This is a genomic window from Papillibacter cinnamivorans DSM 12816, assembly GCF_900176335.1.
Classification (GTDB): Bacteria; Bacillota; Clostridia; order Oscillospirales; family Oscillospiraceae; genus Papillibacter; species Papillibacter cinnamivorans.
The window spans coordinates 177,719-194,850 of record NZ_FWXW01000003.1 but is presented as its reverse complement, the minus strand read 5'-3'; the positions used below and the strand labels follow the sequence as shown (position 1 = coordinate 194,850).

Annotated in this window: 15 protein-coding genes; 6 read left to right on the top strand and 9 right to left on the bottom strand. The window is 56.2% G+C overall.

The annotated features are described in order from the left end of the window. Positions 1 to 76: 76 nt before the first annotated feature. The 9 genes from glgD to yfbR form a co-directional block, all read right to left on the bottom strand. Entirely contained in the window at positions 77 to 1,192 is a 1,116-nt protein-coding gene (glgD, locus tag B9A13_RS05790; protein ID WP_084234115.1) for a glucose-1-phosphate adenylyltransferase subunit GlgD, read from the bottom strand. Beyond that, complete coding sequence (locus tag B9A13_RS05785) at positions 1,189 to 2,394, bottom strand: glucose-1-phosphate adenylyltransferase (RefSeq protein ID WP_084234113.1); 1,206 nt, start codon at positions 2,392 to 2,394, stop codon at positions 1,189 to 1,191. Before B9A13_RS05785 ends, glgD begins: the two co-directional genes overlap by 4 nt. 87 nt (positions 2,395 to 2,481) lie before the next feature. Further along, positions 2,482 to 4,470, bottom strand: a complete 1,989-nt coding sequence (gene glgB / locus B9A13_RS05780; protein WP_084234112.1) for a 1,4-alpha-glucan branching protein GlgB — start codon at positions 4,468 to 4,470, stop codon at positions 2,482 to 2,484. 508 nt (positions 4,471 to 4,978) lie between these two features. Then, positions 4,979 to 5,455 carry a DUF5104 domain-containing protein gene (locus tag B9A13_RS05775; RefSeq protein ID WP_242942795.1) on the bottom strand — a complete coding sequence of 159 codons (477 nt, stop codon included), beginning with the start codon at positions 5,453 to 5,455 and terminating at the stop codon, positions 4,979 to 4,981. A gap of 418 nt (positions 5,456 to 5,873) precedes the next feature. After that, a complete protein-coding gene (locus B9A13_RS05770) occupies positions 5,874 to 7,520 on the bottom strand; it encodes an ankyrin repeat domain-containing protein (RefSeq protein WP_159448039.1) in 1,647 nt (548 codons plus the stop codon). Positions 7,521 to 7,859: 339 nt separating this feature from the next. Then, the gene (locus tag B9A13_RS05765; RefSeq protein ID WP_242942794.1) at positions 7,860 to 8,369 is read right to left on the bottom strand and encodes a DUF5104 domain-containing protein; all 510 of its coding nucleotides are present in this window, start codon (positions 8,367 to 8,369) and stop codon (positions 7,860 to 7,862) included. Between the two features lie 382 nt (positions 8,370 to 8,751). After that, positions 8,752 to 10,101, bottom strand: a complete 1,350-nt coding sequence (locus B9A13_RS05760) for a PFL family protein (RefSeq protein ID WP_084234108.1) — start codon at positions 10,099 to 10,101, stop codon at positions 8,752 to 8,754. Positions 10,102 to 10,116: 15 nt separating this feature from the next. Continuing rightward, the gene (locus tag B9A13_RS05755; protein ID WP_084234107.1) at positions 10,117 to 10,386 is read right to left on the bottom strand and encodes an ACT domain-containing protein; all 270 of its coding nucleotides are present in this window, start codon (positions 10,384 to 10,386) and stop codon (positions 10,117 to 10,119) included. Positions 10,387 to 10,480: 94 nt separating this feature from the next. After that, positions 10,481 to 11,056, bottom strand: a complete 576-nt coding sequence (yfbR, locus tag B9A13_RS05750; protein ID WP_084234105.1) for a 5'-deoxynucleotidase — start codon at positions 11,054 to 11,056, stop codon at positions 10,481 to 10,483. A 379-nt stretch (positions 11,057 to 11,435) separates the two neighbouring features. On the opposite strand from yfbR, the gene B9A13_RS05745 reads away from it, so the two are divergent. The 6 genes from B9A13_RS05745 (at position 11,436) to B9A13_RS05720 (ending at position 17,121) form a co-directional block, all read left to right on the top strand. Further along, positions 11,436 to 12,599, top strand: coding sequence for a DEAD/DEAH box helicase (locus B9A13_RS05745; protein WP_084234104.1), 1,164 nt, complete (start codon positions 11,436 to 11,438; stop codon positions 12,597 to 12,599). Between the two features lie 132 nt (positions 12,600 to 12,731). Next, complete coding sequence (locus B9A13_RS05740; RefSeq protein WP_084234103.1) at positions 12,732 to 12,935, top strand: PspC domain-containing protein; 204 nt, start codon at positions 12,732 to 12,734, stop codon at positions 12,933 to 12,935. A 130-nt stretch (positions 12,936 to 13,065) separates the two neighbouring features. Beyond that, positions 13,066 to 13,998, top strand: a complete 933-nt coding sequence (locus B9A13_RS05735; RefSeq protein WP_084234101.1) for a DUF2156 domain-containing protein — start codon at positions 13,066 to 13,068, stop codon at positions 13,996 to 13,998. Then, positions 13,998 to 14,870: a GNAT family N-acetyltransferase gene (locus tag B9A13_RS05730; RefSeq protein ID WP_084234099.1), complete on the top strand. Its 873-nt coding sequence runs from the start codon at positions 13,998 to 14,000 to the stop codon at positions 14,868 to 14,870. Before B9A13_RS05735 ends, B9A13_RS05730 begins: the two co-directional genes overlap by 1 nt. 267 nt (positions 14,871 to 15,137) lie before the next feature. Next, positions 15,138 to 16,070, top strand: a complete 933-nt coding sequence (locus B9A13_RS05725) for an ABC transporter permease (RefSeq protein WP_084234097.1) — start codon at positions 15,138 to 15,140, stop codon at positions 16,068 to 16,070. A gap of 46 nt (positions 16,071 to 16,116) precedes the next feature. After that, entirely contained in the window at positions 16,117 to 17,121 is a 1,005-nt protein-coding gene (locus B9A13_RS05720) for an ABC transporter permease (protein WP_084234383.1), read from the top strand. The last annotated feature ends 11 nt before the right edge of the window (positions 17,122 to 17,132 follow it).

Here is a 17,132-nt window from a genome sequence, read left to right as displayed (position 1 = left end):
CAGGCTCCTTTCAGAAAAGGAAATAAACGGCGCTCCTTTGGAAAAGGTTCCCCCGTGATGATGCCGGTTATCCGTATTATATGACGCTGCCCTTGGAGATTGCCAGGGGATAGGTTTCGTGCCCAATGAGCACGCGGCCGGAATGGACCGTCACGCGTTTGTCGGCGATCACGTATTTCATCACCGCCCCCGACTGCACCCTTGTTCCCTGCATCAGCACGCAGTTTGTTACGGTGGCTCCGGGTTCGATCACCACGCTCCGGAACAAAATGCTGTTTTCCGCCCGACCCTCGATGAGGCAGCCGTCGGAAATCAGGCTGTTTTGGCAGGAGGAGTCCGGCCCGTAGTAGGTGGAAGGATTGGAATAGTCCCGGGTTCGGATGTTCCGGTCCCGGCAGAAGAGCTCCTGCCGGATCCGGGGATCCAGAAGCTCCATGCTCTTTGTGTAATAGTCCGCGATGCACTGAAACCGGGCCGCGTATCCGTCCCACTCGTAGCCGTACAGCAGAAGGGACTCGCGCATGCGCTGCATCACGTCCTGCTCGAAACTGTATTGGTTGTGCCCGGAGCAGTAGTCCACCAGGTTGAGAAGGAGGGACTTGGAAAGGATGTAGACATCCAGGGACTCGAAGCTTCCCTCTTGATAATGGCCGCAGGCGGTGTCGGTGATGCGCCCGTCCGGCAGCAGGGAAAAATAGGTGGACTCGGCTGGAGTGCCCCGGGTGCGCCGGGTGCAGACGGCGGTGATGTCCGCGCAGTGGTCCAGATGGGCCTTGAGCACCTTCTCCAGGGGAAGATTCACCGCCATATCCCCGTTTGCCAGCACCACGTATTCCTGGCGGATCTTCTCCAGGTAGCTGTAAACCCCGGAAAGGGCCTCCAGCTTGCCCCGGTATCCCCCCTGCCGCCCGTTGCCGGTGTAGGCGAAGGGAGGCAGAAGCTTCAGACCTCCGTGCTTGCGGCTTAAATCCCAGTCCTTGCCCGAGCCCAGGTGGTCAAGCAAAGACTGGTAGTTTTCGTGCATGATGACGCCGATGTCCGGGATGCCGGAGTTCACCATGTTGGAAAGCATGAAATCGATGAGCCGGTATCGGCCCGCGAAGGGAAGGGAGGATGTGGTCCGGTGCTCCACCAGCTGCTGCAGTCTTGAGCCCGCGGAGTAGGCGAACAGGATGCCGTGCATGTCGTTCATCGTACCACCTCTTTGCCTTTCCGGTCAACCATGACTTTCGGAGGGATCACCCGACCCGGCTTCACCGCTCCTCCGCCCACCACGGCAACGCCCCAGTCCTCCGGGGCCGTGTCCCCCGGCGGCGCTCCCACACGGGCCCCGGCGCCGATCCGGCTGCCCTCCGCCACGATGGCATATTCCACTACGGCCCCGGCCTCCACGGTTACCCCCGGCATCAGAATGGAGTAGCGCACCTCAGCGCCCGTTTCCACCGTCACCGAGTGGAAGAGGACGGAATTTTCCACCGTGCCCTCGATTTCGCAGCCCTGGGTAATGATGCTGTGGTGGATAATGGCTTCGTTTCCCGTATAGTGGGGAGGCCTGGTGGGGGATCTGGCGTAGATAGGCCAGCTTTGGTCCAGCAGATTGAGCGTGTTTCGGGAGAGCATATCCATATTGGCGTCCCACAGGCTTTCGATGGTGCCCACGTCCTTCCAGTAGCCGGAAAAGCGGAAGGCCAGCATCCGTTCCCCGGCACCCAGCATGGCGGGGATGACGTCGGCGCCGAAGTCGTTCTTTGAACGGGCGTTTGCCTCGTCCGCAATGAGGTATTCCCTGAGCTTGCTCCAGGTAAATATGTAAATCCCCATGGACGCCAGATTGCTCTTGGGCGCCTTGGGCTTTTCCTCGAATTCGTAAATAAGGTCTTCCTCGTTGACATTCATGATGCCGAACCGGGACGCCTCCTCCCGGGGGACTTCCAGGACGGAGATGGTGCAGGCCGCCTCCTGCTTTTTGTGGGCGTCCAGCATTTCCGAGTAGTCCATCTTGTAGACGTGGTCCCCGCTGAGAATGAGGACGTACTCGGGGTTGTACTGCTCGATGAAGTCCATGTTCTGATAGATGGCGTTTGCCGTTCCCTTGTACCAGGTCCCGGCGGAGCCCTCCCTGACGTAGGGCGGGAGGATGTGCACGCCGCCGCTGATGCGGTCTAAGTCCCAGCTCTGGCCGTTGCCGATGTAGCTGTTGAGCTCCAGCGGCCGGTACTGGGTGAGGACCCCCACCGTGTCGATTCCGGAGTTGACGCAGTTGGAGAGAGGAAAATCGATGATCCGGTATTTGCCCCCGAAGGGAATGGCGGGTTTGGCCATGTGTTTGGTGAGCACATACAGTCGGCTCCCCTGGCCCCCTGCCAGCAGCATGGCGATACATTCCTTTTTCATATGCGACACCTCTTTCCAAAACATTTCGGAAATCCGTTTTCTGTGATCGGCCGGCGCGGCCGGAATCTCCCGGTATTCTCAGCCGATTTACGTCCGGGGTTCGGCGGCTGTAAAGAGACCGCTACCTTCGCACATTGACAAAGCCGCCCCTTCCGCCGCCTCCGGTTTGGCCCCTTCGGTCTTGCGGAAAAACAGGGCGCTCAGAGGCGGCAGGTCCAGAACGATGGAGCAGGGGTGCCCGTGCCAGGGAAAAAGCTCCGTGGGCACCTCTCGGGTCTCCGCTTGTCCCGTCCCTCCGAACCGGACATCGTCCGTGGATAATTCCAACCGGTATCCTGGAGCCTCGGGGACTCCTGTCCGGTATCCCTCCCGCCGGGTCCCGGAAAAGTTGCAGACGCAGACAAGAAACTCCCCGGCCGCGTTTTTTCTCAGGAAGGAGACGGTGTTCCCCTGGCTGTCGTCCGGGCAGATCCACTGGAAGCCATCCTCCTGGAAATCCAGCTCCCAGAGCTCGCGGCTGCCGAGGTAAAATTCGTTGATCTCTTTAAAATACTCCTTCAGCTGCTGATTCCGCTCCTCCTCCAGAAGGTGCCAGTCCAGCGCCCGGTCGAAGGCCCATTCCGCCCTCTGGCCGAATTCGCACCCCATGAAGAGCATCTTTTTTCCCGGGTGGGCCAGCATGTATGCGTAAAACGCCCGGACTCCGGCAAACTGTGACTGTTCGTCTCCCGGCATCTTTCCCAGAAGGGAACCCTTCATGTGCACCACCTCGTCGTGAGAGACGGGCAGGAGAAAGTTTTCCGAGAAGGCGTACAGGATGGAGAATGTGATGTCCTTGTGGTTGTACTGCCGGTAAATCGGGTCCAGCTTCATATAGTGGAACATGTCGTTCATCCAGCCCATGTTCCATTTCAGGTTGAAGCCCAGACCTCCCACATAGCCGGGCTTGGTCACCATGGGCCAGGCGGTGGACTCTTCCGCGATCATCAGAACGTCCGGGAACCGGGTGAAGACCGCCTCGTTCAGCGCCCGCAGGAAAGAGATCGCCTCCAGGTTTTCCTTGCCGCCATACCGGTTGGGGCGCCATTCCCCGGGTTTGCGCCCGTAGTCCAAATACAGCATGGAAGCCACCGCGTCCACCCGCAGCCCGTCGATGTGATACTGCTCCAGCCAGAAAAGGGCCGAAGAGAGAAGGAAAGAGCGCACCTCGTTCCTGCCGTAGTCGAAGATCCGGGTTCCCCAGTCCGGGTGCTCCCGCTGCCTGGGATCTTTGGCTTCGTAGCAGCATCCGCCGTCGAATTCCATGAGTCCGTGGGCGTCCTTGGGAAAATGGGCGGGCACCCAGTCCAGAATGACTCCCACCCCGGCCCTGTGGCACTCGTCCACAAAATACATGAAGTCGTGGGGCGTCCCGAAGCGGGAGGTGGCCGCGAAATATCCCGTGCACTGATAGCCCCAGGAGGCGTCCAGGGGGTGCTCCGTTACCGGCATCAGCTCCACATGGGTGAATCCCATCTCCTTCACGTAGGGGATCAGCCGCGAGACCGTCTCCCGGTAGGAGAGAAATTCGCCGGTCTCCGACCTTTGCCAAGAGCCCAGGTGCACCTCGTAGGCGTTGAGAGGGGCGTGATAGACGGGGTTTGCCTTCCGGTAGGAGAGCCAGGCTTCGTCGTGCCACTCGAACCCCTCCAGGCTGTAGACCTTAGAGGCGCTCCGGGGCCGCGTTTCCGCGTGAAAGGCGTAGGGGTCGCTTTTGTCGAGCCTTGTACCCGACTTTGTCAGGACGGAATATTTATAGGAGTCGAACTGCCCGGGTCCGGGAACAAAAAGCGCCCAGATACCGGGCGATTCTTGCTCCATGGGATTTGAATTTTCATTCCAGGCGTTGAAATCCCCGATGACGGAAACCGCGGCGGCATGGGGCGCCCAGACCCGAAAACACACTCCCCGGGCTCCGTTCCGCTCTTCCGCATGCGCGCCGAAGAAACCGTACGCTCCGCTGTCGGTTCCCTGGTGGAAGAGATATCGGTGGTATTCCCCGGTTTCACGGGGGTTTGCCCCGTTTTGCTCAGCCATAGACGTCCTCCGGTTCAACCTGTCGGTGTGCTTCCCCCTGCATGGAAAAATAGCGGGAAAAGTGAGCAAAGCGCACAACACAGGCTCAAAATATTTGTATTATTTGCATAAATTATACAATGAAATCGCCTCGCCGTCAAGGGGAACGGCGCAAAGAAAATGTAAATACTGTTCTTCCATTAAAGAGCAAATGAGATTTGCGAGAAAATTTTATGTCCTGCAAGGCCGAGGAGGAGAGCGGGCTGGCGCCCGCCGACGAAGAGAACGCGGCAGGGCGGAAAATTGATCGTAAAGATGTTTGCTCTTTAATGGAAGAACAGTATTAAAACCGCCCGGAGCAAAAATCCGCGTCAAACCCCCGCGAAAAGCGGGCCCCCGCGCGTTCCGCGCGAAAGCCCGCCTCTAAAAAGGATGGTTTCATTCGGTTCTTTTCATACATATTGCGGGCAGAATTTGAGCGGTCGGGAAAAACATCCGGTGTTATATATACCAGAATAATACTGCATAGTTAAGACGGCTGAACTATTTCTTCTTCTCCCTCGGACTTTTCTATATCTCCAGATGGCTGAACAGTCTCATTGTTCTCTTCTTCCGGTTTATAAATACCCGCGCACAATATATCATTTCCTCCATCAAATTGGGTATCCTCATCCTTCATATAAATTACCTGCAGCATATATATGCCAACATTTTCAGGATGATCGGTGTCTTCCGTGTATTCCAGCAGGAAGAAGAGGTACTCTTCTTTATCCGTCTTTACAGAATACCATGACTTCGATTTTTTTACTATGTGTCCACGGATGTTTGTCTCAGCTGCAGGGCCTGCCACAATTGCTTTCCAGGAAATAGCGTTCCCTTGTATAAATCCGAACAAATAGTCCATCCGTCCGTCAAGGTCTTCCGCTTCACTCAGCGCTTGTTCGGAAAACATCGCCTCTAAAGCTTCTTTGTCCTCATTTTTAATGGTTTCAATGACCTCTTCCAATCTGGCGTCCGCTTTTTCTCCGTCATTATTATACACTATCGGTGCCCCCAATCGGGTGCACGAGCACAGCATAAGCATGGCCGACGCACACAGGAAAGCGCCGAATCGTTTTATTATTCCATAGGATCTCATTTCCCGCCTCCTATAAGAACGAAAATCCTTTGATATAGACACGGTTCTACTGCCTGCCGGTTCGGTTCGCCTGGCAGCCGTTCGCCGCGTTCACCCTTTCCATGGAATATTATACCACCCCGCCGCCGATGGCGCCATAGGCGGGGGAAAAATCGGAAACGGGATGCACTCCTTTCGCTTTATGGCCGTCCGGCGAAAAACCGTCCCGCTGACAGGGGATAATAATAAAAGCATCCTTTCACGCCTGGCGCGAAAGGATGCTTGAAATTTGCTGGAACGAAAAAGCTCAGTTTTTCAGACTGTGCAGCAGCGTGGCAATCTCTTTGTTCCCCTTTTCTTCGGCAATGTCCAGAGCAGTCTTCCCTTCCTTGTTTTCTAATCCCACATCGGGGCTGTATTGCAGCAGGATTTTGACGTTATCCGCAAGTCCGTTTTCCGCCGCATACATCAGCGCAGTCATTCCTTCCTCATCCTGGCTGTTGATGGCAACACCCTGCTTTGCAATATAATCCAATATATTCCTGCTGCAATTTCTTGCCGCTATCATAACTGCCGTGGTTCCGTCGTCGTTGCCTTTCAATGCGATATCGGCGCCGTGCTTGACCAGTAATTCAACAATATCCATATGACCGGACAATATTGCCGCGGTTAATGCCGAGTCCGCTTTCGTACTGGCTAGGTTTACATTGGCTCCCTGATCGATCAGGTACTTTGCAATCTCATACTGACCCCCGCTGCAGGCGGAATAAAGAAGGCTGCCGTCTTTTCGCTTCCCGTCTGCATCGGCGCCGCTCGCTATCAGCAGTTTGACCGTTTTAAGATTTCCAGCTCCAATGGCAGCCAGCAGCGGAGAAGTGAACGCGCTTTCCAGCTCCGGAGAAGCCCCGCGGTCCAGAAGATACTGTATGGCAACGATCTGATCGCTGCTTGCGGCCTCCAATAAAGCGCTGCACATGGTTTCGTTATTCAGGGGAAAATCGTTCTCCACCAATAGTTCCATCATGGTTACGTTTCCGTTTCCGGCAGCCGCGCTGAACCCGTCCTTGGTTAAATAGTGAAGGCCTACCGAAGGAACCTCAATCGTATTATAGGGAGCGATAGCGGCCCCCCCATTCAGGAGGCATTTCACCGCATCGTATTGATCCGTCATGATTGCCTGCTGCAATGCCGTTTCGTAATCCTTGTTCTGCGCTTCCAGATTCACTCCCTGGCCGATGTAATATTCCAGCGTGCTGAGATTGCCGCTCTGAGCCGCAATCGCAAGAGGAGCATTTCCGTTTTTATCGCATGCATAAATATCGTATCCCTGATCGGCAAGCAGTTGGAGCGTTTCCGCATCACCGAAGGCAGCGGTAAAAAACAGGACTTGCTGCGCAGATTTTTTCTGCAGGCTTCCCTCTTGAATCAACCTTCGGACTTCCGGATCCCGCCCAAGTATCGCCGATTCCAGCACGGAATCCAGGCCGGAAGCATACCCTTCGGATAGCAGGCCCTCCAAAATCCTCTTCACCAAACCGTACCTGCAGTCATCGGGGTTTTCTTCACTCATCAGGGCCTGCAAGCTCACCGGTCTGATTTCAGCTCCGCTGCCGAGAAGCAGCGTAATAAGCTCATCGGTCGCTTTTGTATTGCTAAGCGCAGTATCCCCCTCCAGGGCATACTCAAGCGCAGAGTGTCCATTGCGGTCGCACAGCGACGCATCAGCCCCGCTTTCCAGCAGAAGCCGGCAAAAGTCAAACGCGTCGTCCTCCGCCGCCGTCATAAGTAACGATTTGCCTCGGCTATCGACAGAATTGACGTCCGCTCCCCGCCCGATCAGGGCTTCCGCAACATCCCATTGCTGTTCGATCAATGCATATTCTGCGGGATTTATGTCGATGTTATCGATGCTGATCTGGTTGATATCCGCTCCGTCTTCGATCGCTTCTTTCACCGCCTCAACATTTCCCCATTTAATACTGCGCGCCATCTTCAGGTCATTCTGACCGGCTGAATTGACACTACCGCCGGAGCAGGCCGTTAAGTTTGCTGTAAGAATAATGATAAGTATTAAATTTACCGCTCTTTTTCTCATTGCCATAAACCTCTTATGTCATAGAACTGCATAAGTTAATCATTCCGGCATTAAATTTATATTACGCTCCCGCACCCATGTTGATACAGGTGCGGGAGCTTATTCATTGGAAAACAAACTAGCTGTATAGTTATAAGTAATTTGTCTCAATCAAGAGAATCATTCGGAGAATACATATATGGGAATAGTACTGCATAGTTAAGACGGCTGAACTATTTCTTCTTCTCCCTCGGACTTTTCTATATCTCCAGATGGCTGAACAGTCTCATTGTTCTCTTCTTCCGGTTTATAAATACCCGCGCACAATATATCATTTCCTCCATCAAATTGGGTATCCTCATCCTTCATATAAATTACCTGCAGCATATATAGGCCAACATTTTCAGGATGATCGGTGTCTTCCGTGTATTCCAGCAGGAAGAAAAGGTATTCTTCTTTATCCGTTTTTACGGAATACCAATATCTGGATTTCCTCGTTTTATGTCCCTCATAGTTGGCTCCATCAGCGCTACCTCCTTGAAATTTCCAGGATTCAATATTCCCTTGTATAAATCCTAATAAATAATCCATCTGTCCGTCAAGGTCATCTGCTTCATTTAGCGCTTGTTCGGAAAACATCGCTTTTAAAGCTTCTTTGTCCTCATTTTTAATGGCTTCAATGACCTCTTCCAATCTGGCGTCCGCTTTTGATCCGTCATCATTATACACGACCGGTCCCCCCATTCGGGCACACGAGCACAGCATAAGCATGGCCGACGCACATAGTAAGGCAACAAATCGTTTCATTATTCCATAGGATCTCATTTCCCGCCTCCTATAAGAACGAAAATCCTTTGATACAGATAGGGTTATATTGTCTGCCGGTTCGGTTCGCCCGGCAGCCGTTCGCTGCGCTTACCCTTTTCATGGAATATTATACCACCCCGTCGCCGATGGCGCCATAGGCGGGGGAGAAATCGGAAACGGGATTTACTCCTTTCGCTTTATGGCCGTCCGGAGAAAAACCGTCCCGCTCACCGGGGATAACAATAAAAGCATCCTTTCACGCCTGGCGCGAAAGGATGCTTGAAATTTGCTGGAACGAAAAAACTCAGTTTTTCAAACTGTGCAGCGGCGCGGGAATCCGGCCGCCCCTGGCGATGAATTCACGGCTGGAAAAGGGGTGCACGGCGATCACCGGCGCGCTGCCCAGAAGCCCCCCGAACTCCAGGACGTCCCCCACGGTCTTTCCCGGGGCGGGGATGATGCGCACCGCGGTGGTCTTGCCGTTCACCATGCCGATGGCCGCCTCGTCCGCGATGATGGCGGCAATGGTCTCCGGCGGCGTATCCCCCGGAACCGCGATCATGTCCAGCCCCACGGAGCATACGCAGGTCATGGCCTCCAGCTTGTCGAGGGAGAGGGAGCCCAGGCGGGCCGCCGCGATCATGCCCTCGTCCTCGGAGACCGGGATGAAGGCGCCGGAGAGCCCGCCCACGTGGCTGGATGCCATGACGCCGCCCTTTTTCACCGCGTCATTGAGCAGGGCGAGGGCCGCCGTGGTCCCGTGGGTGCCGCATGCCTCCAGTCCCATTTCCTCCAGGATCCGGGCCACGCTGTCCCCCACAGCCGGAGTGGGCGCCAGAGACAGGTCCACCACGCCGAAGGGAACGCCCAGCCGCCGGGAGGCCTCCTGAGCCACCAGCTGGCCCATCCGGGTCACCCGGAAGGCGGTTTTTTTGATGGTTTCCGCCACCACGTCGAAGGGCTGCCCCTTCACCGACTGGAGGGCGTGATGCACGACGCCGGGGCCCGAGACCCCCACGTTGATGACGCACTCCGGCTCCCCGGTCCCGTGATAGGCCCCCGCCATGAAGGGATTGTCCTCCACGGCGTTGGCGAAGACCACCAGCTTGCCGCAGCCGATCCCCCCGGAGAGCTCCGCCGTCCGGCAGATGATCTCCCCCATGAGGGCCGCCGCGTCCATGTTGATGCCGGCCCGGGTGGTGGCGATGTTCACCGAGCTGCACACCCGTTCGGTCCGGGCCAGGGCCTCGGGGATGGAGGCGATGAGCTTCCGGTCCCCGTTGGTGAATCCTTTGTGCACCAGGGCGGAAAATCCTCCGATGAAGTTGACGCCGCATGCGGAGGCCGCCCGGTCCATCGCCTCGGCCAGGGGCACGTAGTCCGACGCCGAACAGCTCTCCGCCACCAGCGAAATGGGGGTGACGGCGATGCGCTTGTTGACGATGGGGATGCCGAATTCCCGTTCGATTGCCTCCCCGGTTTCCACCAGATGCTCGGCCTGCCGTGTCACTTTATCGTAAATCCGGCTGCAGCACTCCTTCATTTCGGGGTGACTGCAGGACAAAAGGGAAATGCCCATGGTGATGGTGCGGATATCCAGATGCTGCTGGTCGATCATTTCGATCGTCTGTAAAATTTCCCGGTTGTTGATCATCGTATCCCTCCCGCCTCAGATCCGGTGCATGGAGTTGAAGATGTCCTCCCGCTGGATCCGGATGGACAGCTGCCGGGCTGCTCCCGCCTCGTGAAGCTCCCGGGACAGCTCGTCGAAGGAAAGATCGCATCCCGCGGTGTCCACCAGCATGATCATGGTGAAATATCCCTGCAGGATGGTTTGACTGATGTCCAGGACGTTGATGTTGTGGCTGGAAAGCCGCGTGCATACGTCGGCGATGATGCCGACCTGGTCTCGCCCGATTACGGTGACGATGGCGTGCATGGCGGTTGCTCCTCTCATGGATGAAATGGGCGCGGCGTTAAAGCCGCGGGATGCTGTTCCCAGAAGAAAATCAGAAACTCCGCGCTGTTTCCGGTTACCGCAGCTCGTCCAGGGTGAGGGAAAAGCCGGGCAGGAAGTGATCGAGAAAATACCGGACCTCAGGGAGGGGAGAGGCGTCCAGAATCCCCCGGATCTGGTCTCCCGCCTCCCGGAATTCGTCGTTCCCGGCCTTCAGCTCTTCCAGGCATTTAATGTAGGCCGAGAGCTTGTCGGCCGCCTTTACCAGCTCCGCGATTTCAGGATCGCCGCCTATAAGAAGCGGCCGGTAGGTCTCCCGGAATTCCTCGGGCAGCATGAAAAGAAGCTTTTCCGCCGCCACCGATTCCACCTGCTGGTAGGCAAGACGGATCTCGGGGTTGTAGTACTTCACCGGCGTGGGCAGATCCCCCGTGAGGATCTCCGGGGCGTCGTGATAGAGGGCGGCCACCGCGGCCTCCTCGGGCCGGATGTCCCCGCCGAATACGTCCCTGCGGATGACGGCCAGCGCGTGGGCCAGTACCGCCACCATATGGGAGTGCTCCTGGATGTTTTCCCGGAAGGTGTTGCGCATGAGTCCCCACCGGGAAATATACCGCATACGGGAGATGAGCGCGAAGAAATTGCTGGCCATCCGATCCCCTCCCTTTTGCCGTTTCCGCCGGCCTTACCGCCGGCAGCCTGGAACCGTTTGAATTTTCAGTTTATCACAACAGGGGGGGGGTTGTAAATCCCGGAGGACGGCGAAAAGGCGGCGGCAATAAAAAATATTGCGGAAAACCGGGGAATATGATATACTACTACAGCCTACAGATACAAAATGAATACAGTTTGTTTGCAGAAGGAATGCACGCATACAAATCGACATGGCGGGAACCGTAAGGAGAAGGCTTTGGATGCGTTCTCCTTTTTGATTTGAGGTTGTGCCCGGGGGAATGCCGGGCATCGGGAAACAATCATTTTATGCTTGTTTGGAGACCTTGAATCAAGCGTAAAATGAAAGGAATTGTACTATGGAAAATCAGCCCGTACGCTTCGACAGCCTCGGCCTGTCGCCGGAGATCCTCCGCGCCCTGGAAAAGCGGGGTTTTGCCGAAACGACTCCCATCCAGGCCTTTGCCATCCCTCCCATGATGGAGAAAAAAGACGTGATCGCCAAGGCGCCCACCGGCACCGGCAAAACCTTCGCCTTCGGCATCCCCATCCTGGAGCAGACCGACCCCGAGGACCTGCAGGTCCAGACGGTTATCATGGCTCCCACCCGGGAGCTTGCCATGCAGATCAACGACGAACTCCGGGCCCTGGCCGAGTTTATGAAAGGGATCCGGATCTGTTGCGTCTACGGCGGCCAGCCCATCGACCGCCAGATCCAGGCCCTCAAGAGAAAACCCCAGATCGTGGTGGCCACTCCGGGCCGCCTCATGGACCACATGAACCGGAAGACCATCCGTTTAGATGGCGTGCGCACCGCGATTCTGGACGAGGCGGACCGCATGCTGGATATGGGTTTCATCAAGGAAGTCACCAAGATTTTGGACAGGATGCCAAACCGGAAAAACATGGCCCTGTTTTCCGCCACTATTTCCCGGGAAGTGATGGACATTTCCTGGATTTATCAGCGGGATCCCGTGGAGCTCACCGTGGAGGCGGACCTGGAAAACAAGCCGGATATCCGGCAGTACAGCCTCCAGGTGTCCGGAAACGCCAAGGTGGACGCCCTGGTGCGCATCATGGAATCCCAGGACATCGGCCGGGCCATCGCATTTTGCAACACAAAGCTCATGGTGGAGCGACTGACTAAGCTTCTCTCCATGCGGGGATATCCCGCCGAGTGTATCCACGGGGATATCCGGCAGAGCCTCCGGGAAAAGGTGATGGCAACGTTCAAGAAGGGCAATCTGCGCCTCCTGGTGGCCACCGACGTGGCCGCACGGGGAATCGACGTGGACGACGTGGACGTGGTGTTCAACTACGACGTACCCGACGAAAACGAATATTACATCCATAGGATCGGCCGCACCGGCCGGGCGAAAAAGCACGGCGTTGCCTATACCTTTATCGCAAACTATGCCGAGGCCATACGCATGGCCGAGATAGCGAGATTCACCAAGTCGGAGCTGCATCCGATGAAATTTGCGGAAAACGGCGAGCTGATTCCTGCGGAAACCGGAAAATAAAAGCGCGGCCCCCCAGCCTTCTTGTGCCCCGTCCCGCCCTGTGGTATACTCGGTTGTAAGATCTCCTGCGAGTGCGGGAGGCGTCGGGACGGAAAAAGAAACGGAATTTTCAAAGCGGAAGGAGAACATAGTATGACCGCGAAACGGCTTTATAAATCTGACGACGACAAAATTATTTCCGGGGTCTGCGGCGGCATTGCGGAATACCTGAATGTCGACCCCAGCATCGTCCGCCTGATTGCGGCGCTCCTGATTTTCGCCAGCGGCGTTGCCGTCGGGATTGCGATCTACATCATCGCGGCGATCATTTTGCCAAAAAAGAGCTCCGTAGTGTAGCTGGAACAATTCCGGGGATTCGTTTATCCCCGGAATTACCATGTCCATTGGAATAAAATCGGCGCATGGCTCCGGATACCTCCGGCGGCCGCGCCGAAATCTGTGCGATTGATACCGGAGAGGATACTGCATGATACCATTTAAAACCCCCGAGCTGTCCGACAAGGAGTGGTTCGACAGGACCGTTGCCCTGTCGGATTACCGGGGCTGTGAATATAATTTTACCAACATCTTTGTATGGAGCGAACCTTTTACCCAGAAAATCGCGCTTCAGGACGGATTTCTGCTGGTCAAGGCGACCACGAAAAACGGCTGCGCCTGCCTGTACCCCGCGGGCGCGGGGGACAGGCGCCTGATTCTCCTGCACCTGGGCGGCGAGTCCCGGCCTGCCGGCGAGGAATTTACGCTCATCGGCCTTACGCTTCGGACCGTGGCCGAACTGGAAAATTTGTTTCCCGGCAGGTTTTCTTACCGGGAGGAACGCAGCAATTTCGACTACCTGTACAAGGTGGAAAAGCTGGCGGAGCTGCCCGGGAAGAAGCTCCACGCGAAGCGCACCCATATAAACCGCTTCCTGGAATCCGGAAAACCCTGGAGCTTCGAGCCCGTGACGGAGAAGAATCTGGACGAGTGCCGCCGGCTCAATGCCGAATGGAACCGCCTGAATGGAACCGAAAACGAGGACGGGGCGAGCGACGACGCGGCCATGGAAAAGATGTTTGACAACTTTGCGCAGCTGAAGCTGGACGGCGGGCTTCTCCGCCAGGACGGCAGATGCATCGCTTTCACCATCGGGGAGCGCCTGAATTCCGACACCTTCGACACCCATTTCGAAAAGGCCTACGCTTCGGTGCAGGGAGCCTACGCCATGATAAACCGGGAGTTCGCCCGGTATATCCGCGAAACTTACCCCGACATCGTTTATATCAACCGTGAGGACGACCTGGGGATCGAGGGCCTCCGCCGCGCTAAGCAGTCTTATGACCCCGATCTCATGGTGGAAAAATATGTGGCCACCCTGAAGCCGGAGTTCCGATCTGAATTTACGGGAGAGAGCGTGTAATGACCGAAATCCGTTTGGCCCGGTTCGGGGACGTGACCGCCCAGAAACAGATCTGGAGAGAACGCTTTCACGATCCCTGGTCCTACATCCACTCTTATTATAAGGAGCGCTACCGCCGGGACGAAACCCTTCTTCTTCTGGAAGACGGGGTCCTTGCCGCCATGCTGACTCTCATGCCCATGGGACTGGTGAGCGCCGGGGGAAAAACCGCGCCGACGCTGTACCTGTATGCCATCGCTTCCGCAGACCGCGTAAAGGGCCGGGGCCTGGGAACGGTTCTCCTGGAGGAAGCGGGCAGCCGCGCCGCGCGTCTGGGCGTTGACAATATCATCCTGGTTCCGGCGGAGCGGAGCCTCCATGATTATTTTGGAAGTCACGGCTACGAGGAGAAATTTTCCCACAGGGAGCTTCGTTTTGAACGTCCGCCGGTCAGGCGGCCCGTCGGCAGACTGGCGCCGGCAGGAGCGGAGGAATATGACGCTCTCCGGGAGCGCCTTCTGGCGGGAAGTCTCCATGTCCGCTGCGGCTCCGACGGAGCTCTTTTTCAAAAGGGTCTGTCCCGGCGGTCCGGGGCGGATCTGTACAGGCTGGACCTGGACGGCTTCACGGGCTGCGCCGCGGCGGAGCGGGGTCCCGGGAAGCTTGTAACGGTGAAGGAGCTGCTCCTTCCGGATGCTCTTCTGGAGAAGGGCTTAAACCTGATTGCGCGGGAACTTCCCGCGGCGGGGTACCGGGTGCGCGTACCGGCGGGATGCGGAAAAGAATCCGATGGCCGGGACATAGAGTTTGGAATGATTTGGCGTTATTTTCCCGAGGATAAGAAATGGGAAACATTTTCCGGCTCGGGATACTTGGGCTTTGGGTTTGACTGATGAAATGAAAAGCGATATACTGTCGGTAGACTCGGTGGCTGCGGAATAGATTTTGATAAGCGCCTGAAGAAAAATTGCCGATGCAGATACGGACCGGAAACCAACGGCGGCGTTCCGGAGAGTATCTGCATTTCTGTTGGAAATAGATGGATATATGCGCTGCAGGAATAGATTTCGCCTTGACGAACCTGTGCCTGTGGGATAAAATAAACAAAATATTACGATTTTTTCGGACTGATTTTATAGAAATATATGGGAAGTGAAGGAATGGTAAAATACATATTGAAGCGGATCCTCATGGCCGCCGTGACGGTTCTGCTGATCGCCTGTATTACCTTTGGACTTATGAATATGGTGCCGGGCGGCCCTTTTCTGAGCGAAAAAGCGCCGTCCCAGGCGGTTCTGGACGCCTTGAACGAAAAATACGGCCTGGATCAGCCCGTGATTGTCCAGCTGAAGAATTATTTGATTCACGCGGCCCAGGGCGACTTCGGAGTGTCTTTTAAAATGCAGAAGAACCGCCCGGTGACCACGATTATATCCGAACTCTTTCCCATCTCGGCGAAGGTGGGAGCCATTGCCTTGGTTTTTGCCGTGCTGATAGGAGTGCCCATCGGCTGTATCGAGGCGTACTTCCGAGGAAAGGCGGTGGATAATGCCCTGACGGTGATATCCACCATCGGCATTGCCATTCCCACCTTCGTGGTGGCCACCATGCTGCTCATTCTGTTCGGCGTGGTGTGGAAGGTGCTGCCCACGGTGGGCCTCACCACCTGGCAGAGTTATCTTATGCCCTGCTTCTCTCTGGGGCTGTATCCCATGTGCTATGTAGCCCGGCTCACCCGCTCCAGCATGCTGGACGCCATCGGGCAGGACTATATCAAGACCGCCCGGGCCAAGGGCCTTCCCACCAACAGGATCATATTCAAGCATGCCCTGCGGAACTCTTTGATCCCCGTTATCACCTACCTGGGCCCCCTCACCGCGTATATCCTCACCGGTGGCTTCGTGGTGGAAAAGGTTTTCAGCATCGGCGGCCTGGGCCGGTACTTCATTCAGAGCCTTCTCAACCGGGATTACCCTCTCATCATGGGCACCACGATTTTTCTTGCCATCATCATTGTGACCATGAACCTGATCGTGGATATCCTGTATAAGGTCGTGGATCCCAGAATCAATCTTACAAAGGGGGTGGACTGACGTGCGCGATGCCATGAGTCCCGGCTTTGGAAGCCTGCAGCCGGATATGGAGTCCATTTTGGCCATGGGCCAGTGCCCCCCTTTTCGGGAGGACGATTTTGAGCCCGCCACCCAGAGCGAAAAGGAGACCTTCATCGAGGTCCGCAAAAGCATGTCCTACTGGCAGGATGCCTGGCGGAGACTGAAAAAGAACAAAGTCGCCATGGTTGCCCTGGGGGTCATCATTCTGTTTCTTCTCTTCGCCTTTGTCGGCCCGCTTTTCTCCCCCTACTCCTATGAACAGCAGATCCGGGGCGCTGAAAACCTCGCCTCCAGCCTTGCCCATCCCTTCGGTACGGACAGCCTGGGGCGCGATCTCCTGGTCCGCGTGATGTACGGTTCCCGGATTTCGCTGGCTGTGGGCGTGATTGCCAGCCTGATCGTTCTGGTGATCGGCTCCATTTACGGGTCCGTTTCCGGATACCTGGGCGGTCGCGTGGACGATATTATGATGCGAATCGTGGAGCTCATCTATTCCATTCCGGACGTCCTGGTGGTCCTGCTGCTTTCCACCGTACTGAAAGTGCCGCTGCAGCAGGCTTTTAACAGCAACAACTTTTTCCGATTTCTCAGCACGCTGGGTCCCGGCCTCATCAGCATCTTTATTGTTTTCGGCATGCTCTATTGGGTGGGCATGGCGAGGATTCTCCGCGGTCAGATCCTGCAGCTCAAGCAGCAGGAATACGTTACGGCCGCGCGCGCCCTGGGGGCCAACAGCTCCCGGATCATCCGGCGGCATCTTCTCCCCAACTGCATCGGCCAGATCATTGTAACCACCATGCTTCAGATCCCGTCGGCCATTTTTCTGGAGTCATTTCTCTCCTTTTTGGGGCTGGGCATTGCTGCGCCTTTGGCCAGCCTTGGCTCCCTCTGCTCGGACGCGCTCAACGGAATCTATACCTATCCCATGCGTCTGGTCTTTCCGGCCGTGATTCTTAGCATCCTGATTCTGGCCTTCAACCTGTTCGGCGACGGTCTGCGGGACGCGCTGGATCCGCGGCTGAAGAAATAGGGGGTGGAGAA

Bases quoted from the DNA above. Each gene is read 5' to 3' on its own strand.
- B9A13_RS05760 (WP_084234108.1), bottom strand. From the start codon at position 10,101: ATGATCAACAACCGGGAAATTTTACAGACGATCGAAATGATCGACCAG.
- B9A13_RS05730 (WP_084234099.1), top strand. From the start codon at position 13,998: ATGACCGAAATCCGTTTGGCCCGGTTCGGGGACGTGACCGCCCAGAAA.
- B9A13_RS05755 (WP_084234107.1), bottom strand. From the start codon at position 10,386: ATGCACGCCATCGTCACCGTAATCGGGCGAGACCAGGTCGGCATCATC.
- B9A13_RS05735 (WP_084234101.1), top strand. From the start codon at position 13,066: ATGATACCATTTAAAACCCCCGAGCTGTCCGACAAGGAGTGGTTCGAC.
- B9A13_RS05785 (WP_084234113.1), bottom strand. From the start codon at position 2,394: ATGAAAAAGGAATGTATCGCCATGCTGCTGGCAGGGGGCCAGGGGAGC.
- B9A13_RS05725 (WP_084234097.1), top strand. From the start codon at position 15,138: ATGGTAAAATACATATTGAAGCGGATCCTCATGGCCGCCGTGACGGTT.
- glgB (WP_084234112.1), bottom strand. From the start codon at position 4,470: ATGGCTGAGCAAAACGGGGCAAACCCCCGTGAAACCGGGGAATACCAC.
- B9A13_RS05745 (WP_084234104.1), top strand. From the start codon at position 11,436: ATGGAAAATCAGCCCGTACGCTTCGACAGCCTCGGCCTGTCGCCGGAG.
- B9A13_RS05740 (WP_084234103.1), top strand. From the start codon at position 12,732: ATGACCGCGAAACGGCTTTATAAATCTGACGACGACAAAATTATTTCC.
- glgD (WP_084234115.1), bottom strand. From the start codon at position 1,192: ATGAACGACATGCACGGCATCCTGTTCGCCTACTCCGCGGGCTCAAGA.
- B9A13_RS05720 (WP_084234383.1), top strand. From the start codon at position 16,117: ATGGAGTCCATTTTGGCCATGGGCCAGTGCCCCCCTTTTCGGGAGGAC.
- yfbR (WP_084234105.1), bottom strand. From the start codon at position 11,056: ATGGCCAGCAATTTCTTCGCGCTCATCTCCCGTATGCGGTATATTTCC.